Genomic DNA, 15,969 nt, shown 5'->3' on the forward strand with positions numbered 1-15,969 from the left:
AGTTTTTTAGGACAAAAGCTGCTTTTCCCACCAGATTATAGCTTGCTTTAATCCGATTTCCAAATGAAACTTTGGCAGCCAACCTACCTCATTAGATAAACGAGTCACATCAGCCACTAACAAAGGCGCTTCTTTCGCAGCAGACGGAATAGCACCTAACTGCACTAAATCCGATCGCCCAATTACATCCGCTATTTTATAGACAACATCTTTAATCGCGATCGGCTGTCCCGATCCAATATTAACAGCACCCGTCACCTCACTCTCCAAAAGAGCCACAAAAGCATCAGCTACATCCTGTACATACAGAAAATCCCGGATTTGATTACCGTGAGAGCAGCGAGCAGCCTCTCCCTTTAACAGAGAAAGAATTACTGAAGAAACCAGCCGATTTGGGTACTCGTAATCACCGTAGGGAAAGAAAATACGTCCCCAAGCACTGCTGAGACTTGTCGTCTCGGAATAGGAGTTCACTATCTCCTGCAAAGCTTTTTTACAGATACCGTAGGGAGTATCTGGATTTCTAGGCGTTACAAATTCCGAGCAATAACCATACTTCCAATCATACTCGGCGCAGGTTCCACCCATCACTACTCGCTCGCCACCTTGCTCTCGAAATTGCCTCAATAATTCCAAACTTGCCTGAACCCACAAAAAGTTATCTTCAGATTTCCAATATTGACCGGGTACAGTATAACACCAGGCAAAGTGCAACAAATGTGTTGGCTTTACTTGACAAACTAGCTCTTTAATGGATGTACGATCTAACAAATTGGCCAGATGCCACGTACAGTCAGAACTTAAAGTCGGCAAAGCCTTAGAAGCGACAGCATGAACCTCGAAGCCGCGTTCCACCAGCGTCTTGAGCGAGTGTCTGCCAACAAAACCCCCTGCCCCCGTAACCAGGACTTTTTTCATAGCACAAAATCGGTGAAATTTCGATCTTTTTCCGAAATTACGCGCTGAGATATCTCGGGCCAATCAATACTAAAAGTCGGATCATCCCACCGCACACCCCTTGCTAATTCAGAATAATAAAATTCCGACATCTGGTAAAAAACCTCTGTATTATCTGCCAAAGTTTGACAGCCGTGAGCCATGCCTTCAGGAATATATATCATCTGGCGATTTTCCGAGTTTAGCTCTACTGCAAACCACTCTTGAAAAGTAGGAGAATCGGGACGTAAATCGATAATTACATCATAAATTCCGCCTTTGATACATCTAACCAACTTCGCTTCCTCGTGAGGTTTAGCCTGATAGTGCATCCCCCGCAAAGTACCTTTTTTGAGGTTAAAAGAAATATTGCACTGCACGAGGTTAGGATTCAAATTATGTTCGGCAAACTCCTTTTGACACCAACTGCGGGCAAAAAATCCCCTCTCATCTGCTAGGGGCTCTACCTCAATAACATAAGCTCCCTTAAGCTTCGTTTCAGTAAACTTCACCCTATTACCTCCACTTGAGGAATCAGCACCACAAACTTACCTCCCCACTCGCCGATATAATCCATCTGACTTACTATCTCATCCTTGATGTTCCAAGGCAAGATAGCCAAATAATCCGGTTTAGTCTCCCGAATTTTATCTGGATGATATATCGGAATCTGAGTTCCCGGCAAAAACAAACCCTGCTTGTGCGGGCTTAAATCCACCGTATAATCAATCAAATCCGTGCGGATACCGCAATAGTTCAGCAGCGTATTAGCCTTCGCCGGCGCACCGTAGCCCACAATTGATTTGCCCTGATTTTTTGCATCTACTAGGAAACTGAGCAGTTGACGTTTAGTATACTTAACCTGTTCGCCAAATCCTACATAAATTTCAATCTGATTTAGCCCTGCTTGCACTTCCTTAGCTTTCAGTTGGGAAATGCGATCGCCAACTGCTATACTCTCAAAATCCTCATGCCTCCCGTAAATCCGCAGAGAACCGCCGTGCGTCGGTAATTCCTCCACATCAAACAAAGTTAAACCGTGACTTGCAAAAACTTTCTCAACCGTCAACAGAGAAAAATAAGAGAAATGCTCGTGGTAAATCGTGTCAAACAGATTGTCTTGAATTAATTGCAATACATGAGGAAACTCCATTGTCAATATGCCATTGGGTTTCAGAATAATTTTCATCCCCGCCACAAAATCGTTTAAGTCAGGCACATGAGCCAACACATTATTTCCCAGCAACAAATCAGCCTGCTTTCCTTGGGTAACCAACTCTTTAGCCGTTTGCACGCCAAAAAACTTGACTAAAGTGGGAATCCCTTTTTCCTCAGCCACCTTAGCTACATTTGCAGCAGGTTCAATCCCCAATACGGGAATTCCTTGCTGCTGAAAATACTGGAGTAAGTAGCCATCATTGCTAGCGAGTTCAATTACCTGACTGGTTTCGTCAAATCCAAAGCGCTCCACCATCAAATCAGTGTAATTCTTGGCGTGGCGCAGCCAAGAGTCAGAATAGGAAGAAAAATAAGCATAATCGCTGAAGATGCTATCCGGGGATTCAAACTCTTCTAACTGCACTAAAAAACAATTAGCACAAACATAAGTATGAAGCGGATAGAATTTCTCTGCACAATTGAGATGATCTTGAGATAGAAAAGCATTCGCGAGCGGCGACATCCCCAGATTTACAAAAGTATGCTCCAATGGGTGACTGCAAAAACGACATTTAGATGGCACAGAATTAGCCCCCTTTAAAAGTTTTGAGTTTTGAGTACGGTCAATCACACGCTGATGACACAGGTATTTTCCTCCATCAAAAAGTTTTTATACCATTCAATTGTTTCTTTCAACCCTTCTTCTAGAGGATACTTAGACTCCCAACCGAGAATTTTTCGCGCCTTATCTGCAGAGAGATACTGATGTTTGATTTCATTCTTAGCCCGATTCAATACGACAGGCTCTAAATGAGTTTTGTCCATCAATTTCAAAACCTTATCTACCATTCCCCGGACTGAAATTTGCAACTCGTTGCTGAAATTAAACGCCTCTCCCAAAACTTCTTTCCTGTCCATTTGTTCAGCCAAATGGAGATAAGCTAAAACCCCATCTTTCGCATAGAAATAGTCCCGAATAAAAGTACCATCACTGCGGATGACTACCGGCTTGTCTCGTAATGCCGATCGAATTGTAGACGGAACAATCCGATTAAAATTCAAGTCTCCGCCGCCGTAAAAGTTGCCACAGCGAGTAATGCACACGGGCAAACCATAACTGACGTAGTAAGCGCGACTGATTAAATCAGCACAGCTTTTAGAAACATCGTAAGGGTGTTCTCCTTGCAGCGGAGTTGTTTCGCTGTAAGGCAACACTAGCTGGTCTCCATAGGCTTTATCGCTGGATGCTATCACAATTCGACTCACACCTCCAACGCGGCGACAAGCTTCGAGAATATTCCAAGTGCCTTTAATATTCGTTTCAAAAGTTGCCAACGGCTCTCTATTTGCAACTCCCACAATTGTCTGAGCTGCTAAATGAAACACCGTATCTACTTCATACTCATTAATCGCTCGTTCTACCGTTGACAAATCTTCTACACAACCGCGAACGATATTAATCTGCCGATACCACTCTCCAGCATAAAGTCGGGATTGGGGTACCAAGTCACGGACTAATCCCGTTACCAAGGCTCCTCTTTCCAGCAACTCAGCCACTAACCAGTTACCCAAAAGGCCAGTGCAGCCAGTTACCAACACAGATCGATCGCGCCAAAACTCACTCATTCCCATACCCTCCAAGGAGCCTCTCCATTATCCCAAAGTTCGTTCAAATATTTGTACTCGCGGTAAGTATCCATCGCAAAAAAGAAACCTTCGTGGCGTTACGCCATCAATTGGCTCAGGGCCGCTAACCGCTCTAGTGGCTCTCGCTCTACCATACAATCATTTGCGTCCAAATAGTCAAATATACAGCGGTTATGGTCTAGGAACGGCGGGGTTAAAAGTGGCTGCTTGCTCGATCGCAGTATATCTAACCTATCTCGATCGACCGCCCCCGATCGCCCGAGCATCAACTGCCTGTTTGCGTCAGTCCTAAATTGCCATACTTTTGCAGGAAAGAGCGTCCGATCCGGCTGTTGAAAGCACTCGGGCCATAAGGTGTTGACAGAGAGTTAAACTGCTGCTGTAGAGCTTCCTCCCTTTCTGTATACTGCACTCTACCTTCGAGTCGATCGAGCATTTCCAGTACCAAGTCATTAATCTCCTCTGGCGTATTATCCACCACTTTAATGCCCCACGAGTAAAGGAGTTTGCTGTTGAGGTTGAAAAAGAAGCGAGGCGCAAGTGCTTCTTCAAAGGTGAGATAGCGATTTTCTACTTCAGACCAAGCAAGCTTGGGGATGAATATATCCTGACTTTGGTAAGGACTCGCTGAAATTGGCCATATATTCGTTAGCACGCAAGGTACACCAAATATAGAGGGAAGATAACTTAAGCCTGAATTAGTGCCAAGTAAAAAGCGACAGGAAGCACACAAAAAGATATCCATCCAATCACTTTTCGCCTCAGTGCGAGCATAGTCGATAACCTGCCTCATAGGTGTCATTGGTTTCATCGTAGGGTCGCCCATGCGGATGACCCAGCCACCCCGCGCTACAATTGACTCAATTGCTAAGAGGTATGTGTTGATATCAGCATTGCGATAGTTACTTACTGCCTCTGAGTGGAAGCCATTTTCTCGAACGTGAAGACAGATAAACCAGGCATTTTTAGGTATGCCAAGGTCTTGTAGGCTGCACCAGCCACGCTCGTAATCCAATGGTGATAAAGTCAGCAGAGGCGGTTGTTTCTCGGCTTCCCACTGCTTCTGAACTAAAGGCACGGCATAAGACGTATCTACCCTCTGTCTGTCGGACAATTTGATGTAAAATAGAGTGTATTCTAAACACCGCAGTTTTTTGGCCATTGGAAGCAGGCGAACGATGAGGGAATTGTCGGTTATTATGTATAGATAGCGACGCCAGTAGTTGAGTAAACAGGGGTTGATGACTTGTTCGGAAGGTGCTAAAATAATTGTGTGGTGTTGGGGGCGCCAGCCAAGAATACCCATTTTGATATAAATGTCTATAGTGCAACCTAGTTGACCTATTGCTTGTAACCAAGGCCAGTTGGTAAAATACTCCGGCGTTATAAACCGGATACCTAAATTACTTAGGGTATGGGTTCTCATCTGAGAATTATATATATCAATTGCTTGTTCCATAGAACTGATTGATTCATTTAATTTGCCCAAATCCCACAAATTCCAGCTTATTTTGGCATGAGCTTCTGCTAGTTTAATATAACAATCAGCCCAGTCGGGCGATTCGGCTATCGCTCTTGTGTAAATCTCAATTGCTTCTTCTAATTTACCTTGCTGTATCAGTAAGTTTCCGAGGTTAAAAAGTGCCTCTTGCTCTAAAGAGAGTTTGTTTGGCTTTTGCTTAGCCTCATCTATTTCGGCTTGCTCTATCAATAAGTTGACAAGGTTGATATGTGCTTCTTCTAAGTCAAAGTTGAGGGCGATCGCTTTTTTATAACTTTCAATTGCTTCTATTCGTCGATTTTGCTGTGCTAATAGCTTGCCTAATTCAAAGTAGCTTTCTGCACTATCGGGAGCGTTTTCAATGGATTTACCTGTTTTAGCGATCGCAACTTCAAGCTGCCGCTGTTTTGTCAGGATTTCTGCTAAATTGCGGTAGTCATCTTTAACTGATGGATGGAGCCCAATAGCCTGACTGTAACAATTGTCGGCTTCATCCCACCGCTGCTGTTTGACCAAAGATTCCGCAGCTTGACAGTACAAGGCTGCTGCTTCTTCCCTACGGCCCTGTTTGCATAGGGCTGCCCCTAAGCTGCTGTAAAATTTATAAAAATCTGGGGAAAGCTCAATGGCGCGGCGGTAGGAGCCGATCGCATCTTCCCACCGACAGAGTTTTGCCAAGGCTTCCCCTAAATTGTAATAAGACCAAACCGAATTAGGGTTTAGTTGAATAGCGCGATCGTAGGAAGTAACTGCTTGCTCCCACCGACCAAGTTTTGCCAATGTTTCCCCTAAGTTGTGGTGAGACAAATAAAAGTTGGGGTTTAGCTCAATTGCTTGGTGATAAGAGGCGATCGCTTCCTCTAAGAAGCCTTCTTGTTTAAGTTTGTTGGCTGTCTGAAAATAACTTGCTGTCATTAATTACCGAACTATCAACTTCTGTTTCTGGTAGCGAACCTTTCATCAACCCATCTAGAATACAATGACAAATGCACAAATGGGTAATTTCAGCAAATCCATAGGCCATTGTCGGGACGTAAAAGTTGATATCTCCTAATTGACGGAGGGGATTATCCGGCTTAAAGGCTGAAAGGGTGATGACGTGACATCCCATTTTAGCCGCTTGATTTGCCCCAGCTAGGATATTAGCCGACTTTCCAGAACTGCTGATGACAAATACGATATCTCCCGCTTGGGCAAAGGTGGCAATGGGTTTGCTGAAAACTTGTTCGTAGCCGAAATCGTTGCTGATGCAAGTGAGGAGAGCAGCGTCATTGAAAGCCATTGCCGGAAATCCTCCATTTCGCCAGTAATCTATTGCCTGGTGACTTGCTACCGCCGCACTGCCGCCGTTGCCAATAAAAATTACTTTTTTTTGCTGTTGGCTTTGTTGAGATACTAAAGCTGCTGCTCGAATAATTGCTTCGGCAAAGGAAAGAGGCTGAGATTTTTTGTCAGTCGCTTCAAAGTTTTCGCTTAAATTTGCAAGTTGGCGGAAGTAATCGGTGGCAAAGGGAAGCTCTGAGGGAAAAGTTTGCATTTAATTTTTCAGTTTTGGTTTTATTGAATGAGAAATGCCCCATGTTAAATTTTTAGTGCTGAACTCCTGCCAAGCTGCGGACAGTTCATCAGAGGCGATCGCCTCTACTACTTGTGGCAGCATCCGAGGAATTTTAGGCACTAACAGCACTTGAGTCAATTCCTCAAAGGTAAATAGTTGGAAGGCTTGCCCCTCCGTTAAGGTTAATTGGCTAGTCGGTACTGTCAAGGGAATACCAAAAATATAAGTGGTGCAAGGTCGATCGGGTGCTTCCCATGTCAGCAGGTATTTGGGTTCGGGCGGTACCCAGCAAAGTTCTTCTTCGATTTCTCGCTTCATAGCTTGGGCTGGGGTTTCCCCTTCATCAACAGTACCGCCGAACAGTCCCCAGTGATTGGGGGCTATAATCTCAGGTATGTTGTCTCGCAGTTGCAGTAACAGGCGAGATCCTTGGTAAAGGAATGCTTTTGCAACTAAAAGATTAACTCGATCGGCGGTGTTTTGAACCATAAGTTTAGGTTTTTCCCAAATAGTCAAACCATGCTTTTGTGGCTTCCTGAATAGAATCAGGCGTCCAGACTGGTGCTTCTTGCCACAGGTTGATGTTTGCCAACATCTGGGCCACTCCTTCTGGGAAAGGAACTTTTGGTTCCCATCCCAAGAGAGTTTTAGCTTTGGTGATGTCTCCCCAAGTGCAGTCTGGCTCTCCGGGACGTTTGGGGATGTGGACGATGGGGCCGCCCAATAGTTCCACCAGGGTGAGGACACTTTGAGGATTGCCGGAGCCAATGTTGATAATTTCGCCCGTTACATCCGATGCTGCGGCGGTGACAAAGGCTTCTACGACATCGTTGACGAAGGTGAAGTCTCTGGTTTGGGTGCCGTCTCCGACGAGGGTGAAGGGTTTTCCTGCTAATTTTTGAGCTAAGAAGACGCCGAAGACGGCGCCGTAGGCTCCTGTAGTGCGCGATCGGGGCCCGTAGACGTTAAATAAGCGCAGGGAGAGGGCGGGGAGTTTGTAAACTTTGGCCCAGTGCATCACCATTTGCTCGCCTAAATACTTAGTCAAGCCGTAGGGGTGTTCGGGAGAGCAGGGATAGGTTTCGGGTGTGGGATATCGGTCTGGGATGCCGTAGCAGGTGGAAGATGCCGTGTAGACGAAGCGTTGGATTTGAGCGTGGCGGCAAGCGTCTAGCAGGCTAAAAGTGCCTTGAACGTTCGAGTGGTAGTATTGACTGGGGTTTTCGATCGACGGTACTAAGTCGGCGAGCCCTGCTAGGTGAAATACCCAGTCAATTCCTTCTAGGGTGGAGGGGGTGATGCTGGCTGCGTCTTGCTCGATGAAGGTAAATTTGTTATGGGTTTTGGCTTGTTCTAGGTTGGCGAGGCGGCCTACAATCAGGCTATCTAGACCTGTGACGGTGTGGCCGAGGGCTAAGAGGCGATCGCACAGGTGGCTGCCAATGAAGCCGGCGGCACCTGTTACTAAGCAGTGTTTTCCAGTAGTCAATGGCTATCTCCTTTCAAGTAAGGTTGACTCAAAATAAAATTGCTAGATTGAGAGGTAGAATATTCCTGTTGCATTTTTTGGCTGATATTCTTACCCGTAGCATGAGTAAAAGGCATTACAATGTCCATGCCAGGTGGGATATCTTGAGGCTTGACAATGGGAATATTGCCAATCTTGTTGCCCACCCTTTGGCTGTCTTCATCAATGAAACAACTTGGCGGATTTGACAGTTGACTTGATACCCAAATTCCTGATATTCCAGTGCCAAAAATAGCATACTTCCGATTCTGGGTTGCTCTTTCAAACTCTTCTACTGTTTGTTTGAGCCAGTAAAAGTAGCCATCGGGTGTAAAACTTGAATCTGGCAAGGATTGTTTGGGGAGGGCGCCATCGCGCTTCAGTAGTAGAGTCAAGCAATTGTGTACCCAATCATAGCCATCAAGTTCTATCTGATAGCCCGTTTCCTGACAAAGCTTGACTAAGGCCGAATTTGTAAAATGCGACCAATGATCGATCACAGCAAAGTCAAAGGGAGTCCGATGAATATCTGGAACTTGTATGAGTAAAAAGCCCTCTTCAGTCAGGTAATTTCTTAACAGGGTGAGAAATTTAGCTGGTTCTGGGATATGCTCCAAACAATGCCACAAAACGATTAGGTTAAAATTTTGTTTGGGAACATTATCCAGGCTTTCCGTATAAAATTCAACCACCCCAGGAATTGCTAAAATTTCTAGTTTCGATTTTTCCCCCAAGTCAAATGCAAATAATTGCCATTTCTCCAAAAGTTGACTAGCTGACTTCAAAATAGGGCCATTCCCCGTACCTATATCGAGTAGGTTTCCCGATTTTGGTAACAACGAAATACATTGCTCTATCGCATGATAACTTCGGGCGCGCGGTGGGCTATCTTTGGGAAAAACAAGTTGTTCTTTTCCGCTTGAAACTTTGTAGGTTTCATAATTTTGATAAAGAGAGTTAATAAATGAAAGTTCTCTCTCGGTATGAGCTTTTTGCAGGTGGTGGCAGTTTTGACAGTAATAGATTTTGGCTGGTAGAGAACACAAGTCTGGTTCCGATGTTACCGAAGCTGGCTTAAGACCAATATCTCCCAATTCTGTTACCCGATCGGACCGGCAAAGATTGCACTTCATAAACTTAGCTCTCTAATTCAGTTGTCTATTGTTTGATCAAGTAAGCGCCGGGAACATTATTCCATTCAAATTTCTTGAGTTCAACCTGCTGTCCCTTGAAATATTCTTCTACTGCTTTACTTTCCCCCGACCATTCTAAAATGCCATATTCATCAAATATTACAACTCCCCCTGGCACAACTAATGGATATAAATAATCTAAACCTACTTTTGTCGGTTCGTACATATCAATGTCGAAGTGCAATAATGAAATTCGCAAACCAGGGTTTTTTGCAACAAATTCTGGAATGGTTGCGGTTACATCTCCCACTACCAGTTCAATGCGTTTTTTCCAGCCCACAAAGCGGTCAGCATCAAATATGTCAATTACATCCAGTAATTCTTCATAGAATTTCTCTGGACTAAAACCGCCTTCTACCTTGTGAGACTGTTCGTAGTTAGGTCCGTCTTCAGGGCGTAAACCTGTGAATCCTTTAAAATTGTCAAAACCCCAAACTTTCTTAGTGCGATCGCCTATGTTACGCGCTTCCAGAAGATTGGCAAAAGTCATCAAACTCTGACCTCTAAAAACCCCTAGCTCTACAATGTCGCCCGGTAAATCAATAGTACGACGAAACAGTTCGTAGTGAGCTAGAAACTTTTTAAGAACAGTACGCCTTGCATAAATAGGAAAGCCATTGATAATTTCTATAGGGGAAATTTTGTGCTTAGAAAACAGCTCTTCTAAACGACTTTCAATCTCTTGATCTTTGGTGTATTTTTTTGTGCCGTCAAATTTTTCTGCTTCACTCACTTTCAGCCACCTCATTTAGTTAGTTTTATGGACTTCCCCTGACCAGGGATCGTAAAAAGATTTTGAACTTACAGTATTAGTGCTAAACGCCCTCATGTCAATACTAAATCTAATAATATTGTTTGAGGTATTTAGAGCTGATGCGTGAACAATAGTGGGTGTAAAAAATAGGACATCCCCTAGTTCCATTTGGGGTGAGTACGCAGCGTAGGTTGACTCGTCAAAAAAAGCTCTACTTTCCCAAGCACCGCTGGAACCATGCGTTAAGTTGCCCAACTCTTGAGTTCCTTCATAAAATGTCACCCCCCCTACTTCCTCTGTGATTGGCGTTAAAGGAACCCAAGCAGTAATAAATCTTTCTATGTGCGTACTGTAAGCACTATCTTGATGGGGCGGTACTATAGTTTGGTCTGCACGAGGCACTTTAAATCGGAGCATAGGAGGATAGTGCAGAAAATACCTGGGTTCGCCGAAAACATCTGCTACTAATTCTCGCAGACTTAGAGTAGCTAGAAAGTGGCGAATTTCGGCGGACAATCGAGTTTCTAAGTCAAACTCCCCCCTCAAAAAATGGCGTAAATCTTTTGGGAGTCCAATTGCTTCATACTCGGCAATACGATCGCTGTGATACCGATAGCTTTCCACCGATGTTACATCTTTTCCCCCAGACCATTCTTGGAAGCGATCGTGCAGGTTGTCAAGCCTTGCCGCTAGGTAATTCTGCATTTGGCGGATAACGGCCTGGTCTATAACCTTGTGACAAACTAGATACCCTTGCTGAGACAGAATTTTAGAGTGAGAAGATTGATGTTGTTGATGTTGAGCTTTGTCGATCATATAGTCACTGTTCCAATCATTCAATTCCTTTTAAAGATGCCAATTGAGCGTTATTGTAAGCCTCAGCGGTCTCAGAAACAACTGAACGACTCAGTTTTTCATAGTAGCCTGCTTTTAAAGAGGGGTTAAGGGGTGCTAGGGCATTTACTACCCGAATATCGGAACTCCAGCGACAAACTAAACCCCGATTCTCTACGCTACCATGCACTGTAGCCAGACTGAAAATTAGCGCCTCACCCACAGCCAGCGGCACTGGCTGCATATCTGCGGTGCAGGATGGATCTATTAGTTTAGGAGCATAGAGAAATCCTAACTGATGTTTGACAGAACCTTTGCTTACTTCTGGATTTTCTATCTGCGTGAGTGAAAAATCCGACTCGGGACGAATGTGAGAGCCTGATAAAACAGATAAAGCGCTCTCCGGTGGAACATCAGTATAAGGCACTAAAACAGATAATTCAAAGGGGGAACAGCCGTAATAAGTGTCACGATGGTAGCCTATATTATCTTGGGGCTTGCCAGGTCGAGTAATTCGCAAGTGAGGCTTACTCTGAATGTTTAAATCTTTTCCCAAAACTGCTTTAAACAAATCAAGTTGAGCGGTGATGACTTTAGACGCCAACTTTTGAGACCAAAAAAATTGAGTTAGCTGGAACTGCAATTCTGTATGAGTTTTGTCATCACCAATAACTTCGTGATAATCTTCTAATGTGATGCGATCGCTTCCCGTTAGCCTCCGCAATTCTGCAAGTAGTGACGCACGAGTGGCATAGACTGGCTCTGGATTTGGGAGTTGCACTACTATCCAGCCATATTGGTAGAAATGGCGTTCTAGTTTTTCTATATTTATCTTGCTGCTAGTTAGCTCAATCACCAAGAACCTCCATCAATAGGCATTACCGAACCAGTACAAAAAGAAGCTTTTTCGGAACATAGCAGAACTACCCAATCACTGATTTCATCCAATTGAGCGAATCGTTTAATTGCCATGCGCCGATCGAGATAGGTGGCCACCATCTCTGGTTTCTCCTGGGACATTTTATCCCAATGGCTACCTTCATGACGAATTGCTCCGGGCATCACGGATGCGATCACCACTCCGTCTGACGCTACTGTACACCCTAAGTTCCGGGTGTAAGCGTTTAGAGCGGCTTTGACGGCACAATAGGCAACTGCTCCTCGACTCAGATTAGCAGCAATTGAGGAAATATGCACTACTCGCCCCCATCGGCGTTGCTGCATGGGTGGAATCAGATAGCGGTTTAACTCTGCGGCAATTTCAAAGTTGAGCCTCCAAACTGAACGCCACTCGGTTACTGTGCAGAAGGGGTCTCTAATTGCTAAAGTTCCCCCTAAGTTGTGGATGATAATGTCAATCTGTTTGTTACCAGACTGGATTTCTTCGATAAGTTGGGTTGGTGCGCTATCGGGTACTAAGTCTTTAGCAATGCCCCAATGACCTTTAGCTTCACCCCCCATTTCCGCAACTAAGGAGATAATATCAGCTTCTGTGCGGGCAACAACTCCCACTTGTGCTCCTTCCTTGGCTAAAGTTAGGGCAATTTCTCGGCCCAGACCTTGACTACCTCCAACTACTAAAGCTGATTTTCCTTCAATTCCTAATTCCATTTGTTTATAATTTTTAAGTTGGTTTTTTGAATAAGCTATCTGTTTACTCAGTCTTCCTTAATAGCGTTTAGAAAAAAGTTGTTGAATTTTGGGTCTTCTGACTTTTGATAATACCCCCCCATAGGTGTATTAGATAAAGTTAAGACTGCTTGTATCATTTCCTCAAAGTTTTCTATTTCGTTTCTATCTTGAAGTACCATTTCTTCCAACCCTGCGTGTAATTCGCCTCCAGCCCCTAAAATCCGGTCATAGATTTCCAATCGCGACTCGGTTCTCTGGGGTAACACAAACAGACTAAATAGGATTATGCCCTCTAGTTGTGGCAATTCTGCCAAAACATCATACAACATCATATAACATCCAGGCATTGCGTATTCAGTGGCACTGAGTTTATAGGCTAAATTATGTCGCGTGGCGTAGTCGCGAACTACCAAGTTTTGCACGCGGTGGGGGTAACTTACACCTCGCACTGGACGGCTGATAATGTAACCGCGATAACCTGATTTTTTACTCATTGAACCCCCCTGGCATTGTGAATTTCATTCCAATTTTTGAGGCGGGACGCACGGCGATGGGTGCGAAATATTCCCCCAGGCGTTTATCTGAGTAAGGGGTAAATAAACCTTTAAATCGAATATTCATAGACCATCTGGTTGTAGATTCTTGGTTGAGTCGATTGCCGTGCATAATAGTGGGAGTAAATAAAACGACGTTACCATAGGGAACTTCCAACCATTCAATTTCTGGCTCGATTGCTTGATAAAGGCTTTCTGTTCCTGTCTCTGCAAATTCATGTACTTTTTTCCGCCATCTAGCATCAGGATCGGGCGGTAAAATAAACATAGTTTTTGTTCGATAGCAATCTACTAATGGAATCCACAATACTACTTCAAAGGGGGAACATTCGGAACCCCAACAATCAGAATGTAGGGGTAATAAAGAACTGTCATCACCGGGGAGTTGAATGCTTAAACCGATATTGCGCTGCATTACCAGTTCATTGCCGACGATGGTTTCTACTAGGCAACGAGCACAGGAGAAATAGGCTTCTCGAAACCAAGGTTCTGCCATTAAACCTGAGATGATATGAAGACGAAAAGAGTTGAGTTTTTCCACTGGTACTAGAGAGGCAATTTTATCTAAAAATTCTCCCGCCTCTGTCGGAGTGGGGACTCCTAAAAAATTAGTGGCTAAATCTACTGTTTTGTTTCTGATTTTATCTAGGGCCGAGCGATTTTCGGAGGGTTTGATTATATAGCCATTTTGAATAAAAGCAGCACTTAAGTCTGTTTCCGATTTTTGCATAAAGTTCATAGTTTCATCTACCTCTAGCTACTCTTTATAAAGAATTGTTAACGAATCATACAAAATCTACTCAGCGATGAACCAATAATAATCGCCTTTGTAGCCCACTTTGTCAAATAGTTTAACCCAATCATTGACGTGCATATAGGTTAATGCAGTTAAGTTCCAGTTGAGCATTCTTTGTTTTTCTTCATCATTGTGCCACGCATCCACAATAATAAAGGCGTGTTGGCGGGTGACTCGCTGAATTTCTCTCAAGGCCTGCTTACAGTCTTCGAGGAGTAAGTTATGAACGGTGTTGATGGAGATAACTAAGTCAAAGGAGCAATCGGGGTAGGGGAGTTCTTTGGCGTTGCCAACTTGGAGATAGGGTTTGACTTCTTTTTTGGCGTTAGCGATCGCGTATTCCGAAATATCGATGCCCGTGACGCTGATGTTGGGCATAAGCTGTTTGAAGTCGTACAGCATGAAGCCTTTGCCACAGCCGACATCGAGGATGCTGGCATTATCTGGCAAGTTGTAGTAGTCGCCGAAGCGCTTAACGGTATCTTGCCAGAAGCGAGGGTGGTAGTTGTAGCCGCCGTATCCGTAGAGGCGATCGCCGTCAAAAAACTCGGGGCCAAATTGGCGGGCGATCGCCCGGTGTTCTTCGGTAATTAGTTTGGCGCGATCGTCGATCGGGCGTTTACTGCGGGGGTAAAGGTCTAAGAGGTTGATTTCTGCCATTGACGTAAAGTCCTATTTTTAGGAGATTATTTTTTACTTTTTCCTGGGTTCAATTTACAAAATTTTTCTAACTCAATCTGTCACTTCCCCTGTCTTAACCGTTATTACTTTCTTCTTAAACCTAGTACCAAGGCACTAGGGGATGCCTAGCATTTAAACCCGCACAGATAGGTCTTATATCTTGATTTAATGAAGGAGCAATTGTCAATTGTAGCATAATTCTCTCCCCTATTTTTGGAGCTATTCCTCGATGTACTAGCTCAGAATTTTTGAAAAGTATCCACGTTCCTGGCAGACCTTCTATTAATGTATTTGAACCATTTTGTAGCCTGAGTTCTGTAGTTCCTATTTCTAAACCAACTCCCGTAAGATAAATCAAAATCTTGAGAGAACTCAATGGAAAACCATCATTATGCCAAGCATTTGCTCCGCCTTCAATCACCCCTGGAGGTGTTTTCTGAACAATAGTGTTAACAATGCGCCAAGGGGTTCCCAAGCAATCTGTTATCGGCTTAACAAGTCCCTGGAGCAATGGCGTTAAGCTATTAAGTTGTTCCGAATCGAGAGCCAGAAATGTGTGGCATCTAATTGCTTCTACAACTTGAGGAGGTAACTTACTAGGTAAATATCCAGACTGACAATCATCAAGATTAAATTCTTTGGCATCTGCTTTCTTCAGTGATTTTAATAAATTGTCTACTTCAGTCTTAGGTAGTAACCCTTGCTTAAACCCAAGCCTAGCAAAATCGGGATCGACTTCTCTGGTATAACCTCTGGCAATTGAAACTGTTCTGACGTACTCCGCATAAACATCCCAAAAATCATGATAGTGTGTTTCTGTTAATTGAGGTTGGACTTCTATGGCCTGTTGATAGCTGCGAATAGCATCCTCAAGTTTACCTTTTTTTGCCAATTCGCTACCTAAATTCAAGTAAACTTCTGCGTCGATTAATCTCGCTGACATTTGTGAGTTGCTTTCCAACTCTAAGGACTCTTTTACCAAAACAGGTTTGAGTGTTTCTGCTGTAGGATTAGAAGATAGAATCTCTCCTGAATTGCCTTTATTTGCGAGTTTTTTTGTGAGTGAATTGTCTGCTTCTGACCACTCAGGGTTGAGTTTAATTAACTGAGAGTATATAGCATCAGCTTCCTCGAAATTACCTTCGCGGTAAAAAAAGTTAGCTAAAGAATATACTGCCTTAGCATGATCCTGTCTCATTTATATCTCCTTAAGTATCT

Annotated in this window: 18 protein-coding genes; all 18 read right to left on the reverse strand. The window is 43.9% G+C overall.

Features of this window, described 5'->3' with window-relative positions:
* Nucleotides 1-6: 6 nt before the first annotated feature.
* Nucleotides 7-918, reverse strand: a complete 912-nt coding sequence (locus QUA56_RS02655; protein ID WP_333352830.1) for an NAD(P)-dependent oxidoreductase — start codon at nt 916-918, stop codon at nt 7-9.
* Nucleotides 915-1,448 carry a dTDP-4-dehydrorhamnose 3,5-epimerase gene (rfbC, locus tag QUA56_RS02660; RefSeq protein WP_333352833.1) on the reverse strand — a complete coding sequence of 178 codons (534 nt, stop codon included), beginning with the start codon at nt 1,446-1,448 and terminating at the stop codon, nt 915-917. Before rfbC ends, QUA56_RS02655 begins: the two co-directional genes overlap by 4 nt.
* A complete protein-coding gene (locus tag QUA56_RS02665; RefSeq protein WP_333352836.1) occupies nt 1,445-2,725 on the reverse strand; it encodes a class I SAM-dependent methyltransferase in 1,281 nt (426 codons plus the stop codon). The genes rfbC and QUA56_RS02665 overlap by 4 nt, the downstream gene beginning before the upstream one ends.
* The gene (locus tag QUA56_RS02670) at nt 2,722-3,720 is read right to left on the reverse strand and encodes a GDP-mannose 4,6-dehydratase (protein WP_333352840.1); all 999 of its coding nucleotides are present in this window, start codon (nt 3,718-3,720) and stop codon (nt 2,722-2,724) included. Before QUA56_RS02670 ends, QUA56_RS02665 begins: the two co-directional genes overlap by 4 nt.
* Nucleotides 3,721-3,818: 98 nt before the next feature.
* Nucleotides 3,819-4,007 carry a hypothetical protein gene (locus QUA56_RS02675; protein ID WP_333352843.1) on the reverse strand — a complete coding sequence of 63 codons (189 nt, stop codon included), beginning with the start codon at nt 4,005-4,007 and terminating at the stop codon, nt 3,819-3,821.
* Complete coding sequence (locus QUA56_RS02680) at nt 4,007-6,157, reverse strand: TIGR04372 family glycosyltransferase (protein ID WP_333352845.1); 2,151 nt, start codon at nt 6,155-6,157, stop codon at nt 4,007-4,009. The genes QUA56_RS02675 and QUA56_RS02680 overlap by 1 nt, the downstream gene beginning before the upstream one ends.
* Nucleotides 6,120-6,779, reverse strand: coding sequence for an SIS domain-containing protein (locus QUA56_RS02685; RefSeq protein ID WP_333352848.1), 660 nt, complete (start codon nt 6,777-6,779; stop codon nt 6,120-6,122). The genes QUA56_RS02680 and QUA56_RS02685 overlap by 38 nt, the downstream gene beginning before the upstream one ends.
* Nucleotides 6,780-7,289: an NUDIX domain-containing protein gene (locus QUA56_RS02690; protein ID WP_333352852.1), complete on the reverse strand. Its 510-nt coding sequence runs from the start codon at nt 7,287-7,289 to the stop codon at nt 6,780-6,782.
* Nucleotides 7,290-7,293: 4 nt separating this feature from the next.
* Nucleotides 7,294-8,289, reverse strand: coding sequence for an SDR family oxidoreductase (locus tag QUA56_RS02695; protein WP_333352854.1), 996 nt, complete (start codon nt 8,287-8,289; stop codon nt 7,294-7,296).
* On the reverse strand, nt 8,286-9,440 hold the full coding sequence (locus QUA56_RS02700; protein WP_333352856.1) for a class I SAM-dependent methyltransferase: 1,155 nt from the start codon (nt 9,438-9,440) through the stop codon (nt 8,286-8,288). The genes QUA56_RS02695 and QUA56_RS02700 overlap by 4 nt, the downstream gene beginning before the upstream one ends.
* 25 nt (nt 9,441-9,465) lie before the next feature.
* Nucleotides 9,466-10,233 carry a TylF/MycF/NovP-related O-methyltransferase gene (locus tag QUA56_RS02705; protein WP_333352859.1) on the reverse strand — a complete coding sequence of 256 codons (768 nt, stop codon included), beginning with the start codon at nt 10,231-10,233 and terminating at the stop codon, nt 9,466-9,468.
* Nucleotides 10,234-10,248: 15 nt separating this feature from the next.
* The gene (locus QUA56_RS02710; RefSeq protein WP_333352862.1) at nt 10,249-11,070 is read right to left on the reverse strand and encodes a phytanoyl-CoA dioxygenase family protein; all 822 of its coding nucleotides are present in this window, start codon (nt 11,068-11,070) and stop codon (nt 10,249-10,251) included.
* A gap of 16 nt (nt 11,071-11,086) precedes the next feature.
* Nucleotides 11,087-11,944 carry a phytanoyl-CoA dioxygenase family protein gene (locus QUA56_RS02715; protein WP_333352865.1) on the reverse strand — a complete coding sequence of 286 codons (858 nt, stop codon included), beginning with the start codon at nt 11,942-11,944 and terminating at the stop codon, nt 11,087-11,089.
* Nucleotides 11,941-12,699, reverse strand: a complete 759-nt coding sequence (locus QUA56_RS02720) for an SDR family oxidoreductase (protein WP_333352867.1) — start codon at nt 12,697-12,699, stop codon at nt 11,941-11,943. The genes QUA56_RS02715 and QUA56_RS02720 overlap by 4 nt, the downstream gene beginning before the upstream one ends.
* 47 nt (nt 12,700-12,746) lie before the next feature.
* Nucleotides 12,747-13,214 (reverse strand): LIC12192 family sporadic carbohydrate cluster protein, encoded by a 468-nt coding sequence (locus QUA56_RS02725; protein ID WP_333352870.1) that lies wholly within the window; start codon nt 13,212-13,214, stop codon nt 12,747-12,749.
* A complete protein-coding gene (locus QUA56_RS02730; RefSeq protein ID WP_333352873.1) occupies nt 13,207-14,013 on the reverse strand; it encodes a sporadic carbohydrate cluster 2OG-Fe(II) oxygenase in 807 nt (268 codons plus the stop codon). The genes QUA56_RS02725 and QUA56_RS02730 overlap by 8 nt, the downstream gene beginning before the upstream one ends.
* A 57-nt stretch (nt 14,014-14,070) precedes the next feature.
* On the reverse strand, nt 14,071-14,730 hold the full coding sequence (locus QUA56_RS02735; RefSeq protein ID WP_333352876.1) for a class I SAM-dependent methyltransferase: 660 nt from the start codon (nt 14,728-14,730) through the stop codon (nt 14,071-14,073).
* A 121-nt stretch (nt 14,731-14,851) separates the two neighbouring features.
* Nucleotides 14,852-15,949, reverse strand: a complete 1,098-nt coding sequence (locus QUA56_RS02740; protein WP_333352879.1) for a tetratricopeptide repeat protein — start codon at nt 15,947-15,949, stop codon at nt 14,852-14,854.
* Nucleotides 15,950-15,969 lie beyond the last annotated feature (20 nt).

It is taken from the genome of Microcoleus sp. N3A4 (genome assembly GCF_036701805.1).
Taxonomy (GTDB): domain Bacteria; phylum Cyanobacteriota; class Cyanobacteriia; order Cyanobacteriales; family Microcoleaceae; genus Microcoleus.

What these genes read in the sequence shown, in the direction of transcription:
- QUA56_RS02725 (WP_333352870.1), bottom strand. Translation starts at nt 13,214, where the DNA reads ATGAGTAAAAAATCAGGTTATCGCGGTTACATTATCAGCCGTCCAGTG.
- QUA56_RS02685 (WP_333352848.1), bottom strand. Translation starts at nt 6,779, where the DNA reads ATGCAAACTTTTCCCTCAGAGCTTCCCTTTGCCACCGATTACTTCCGC.
- QUA56_RS02680 (WP_333352845.1), bottom strand. Translation starts at nt 6,157, where the DNA reads ATGACAGCAAGTTATTTTCAGACAGCCAACAAACTTAAACAAGAAGGC.
- QUA56_RS02700 (WP_333352856.1), bottom strand. Translation starts at nt 9,440, where the DNA reads ATGAAGTGCAATCTTTGCCGGTCCGATCGGGTAACAGAATTGGGAGAT.
- QUA56_RS02670 (WP_333352840.1), bottom strand. Translation starts at nt 3,720, where the DNA reads ATGAGTGAGTTTTGGCGCGATCGATCTGTGTTGGTAACTGGCTGCACT.
- QUA56_RS02735 (WP_333352876.1), bottom strand. Translation starts at nt 14,730, where the DNA reads ATGGCAGAAATCAACCTCTTAGACCTTTACCCCCGCAGTAAACGCCCG.
- QUA56_RS02655 (WP_333352830.1), bottom strand. Translation starts at nt 918, where the DNA reads ATGAAAAAAGTCCTGGTTACGGGGGCAGGGGGTTTTGTTGGCAGACAC.
- QUA56_RS02740 (WP_333352879.1), bottom strand. Translation starts at nt 15,949, where the DNA reads ATGAGACAGGATCATGCTAAGGCAGTATATTCTTTAGCTAACTTTTTT.
- QUA56_RS02675 (WP_333352843.1), bottom strand. Translation starts at nt 4,007, where the DNA reads ATGCTCGGGCGATCGGGGGCGGTCGATCGAGATAGGTTAGATATACTG.
- QUA56_RS02720 (WP_333352867.1), bottom strand. Translation starts at nt 12,699, where the DNA reads ATGGAATTAGGAATTGAAGGAAAATCAGCTTTAGTAGTTGGAGGTAGT.
- QUA56_RS02690 (WP_333352852.1), bottom strand. Translation starts at nt 7,289, where the DNA reads ATGGTTCAAAACACCGCCGATCGAGTTAATCTTTTAGTTGCAAAAGCA.
- QUA56_RS02730 (WP_333352873.1), bottom strand. Translation starts at nt 14,013, where the DNA reads ATGAACTTTATGCAAAAATCGGAAACAGACTTAAGTGCTGCTTTTATT.
- QUA56_RS02710 (WP_333352862.1), bottom strand. Translation starts at nt 11,070, where the DNA reads ATGATCGACAAAGCTCAACATCAACAACATCAATCTTCTCACTCTAAA.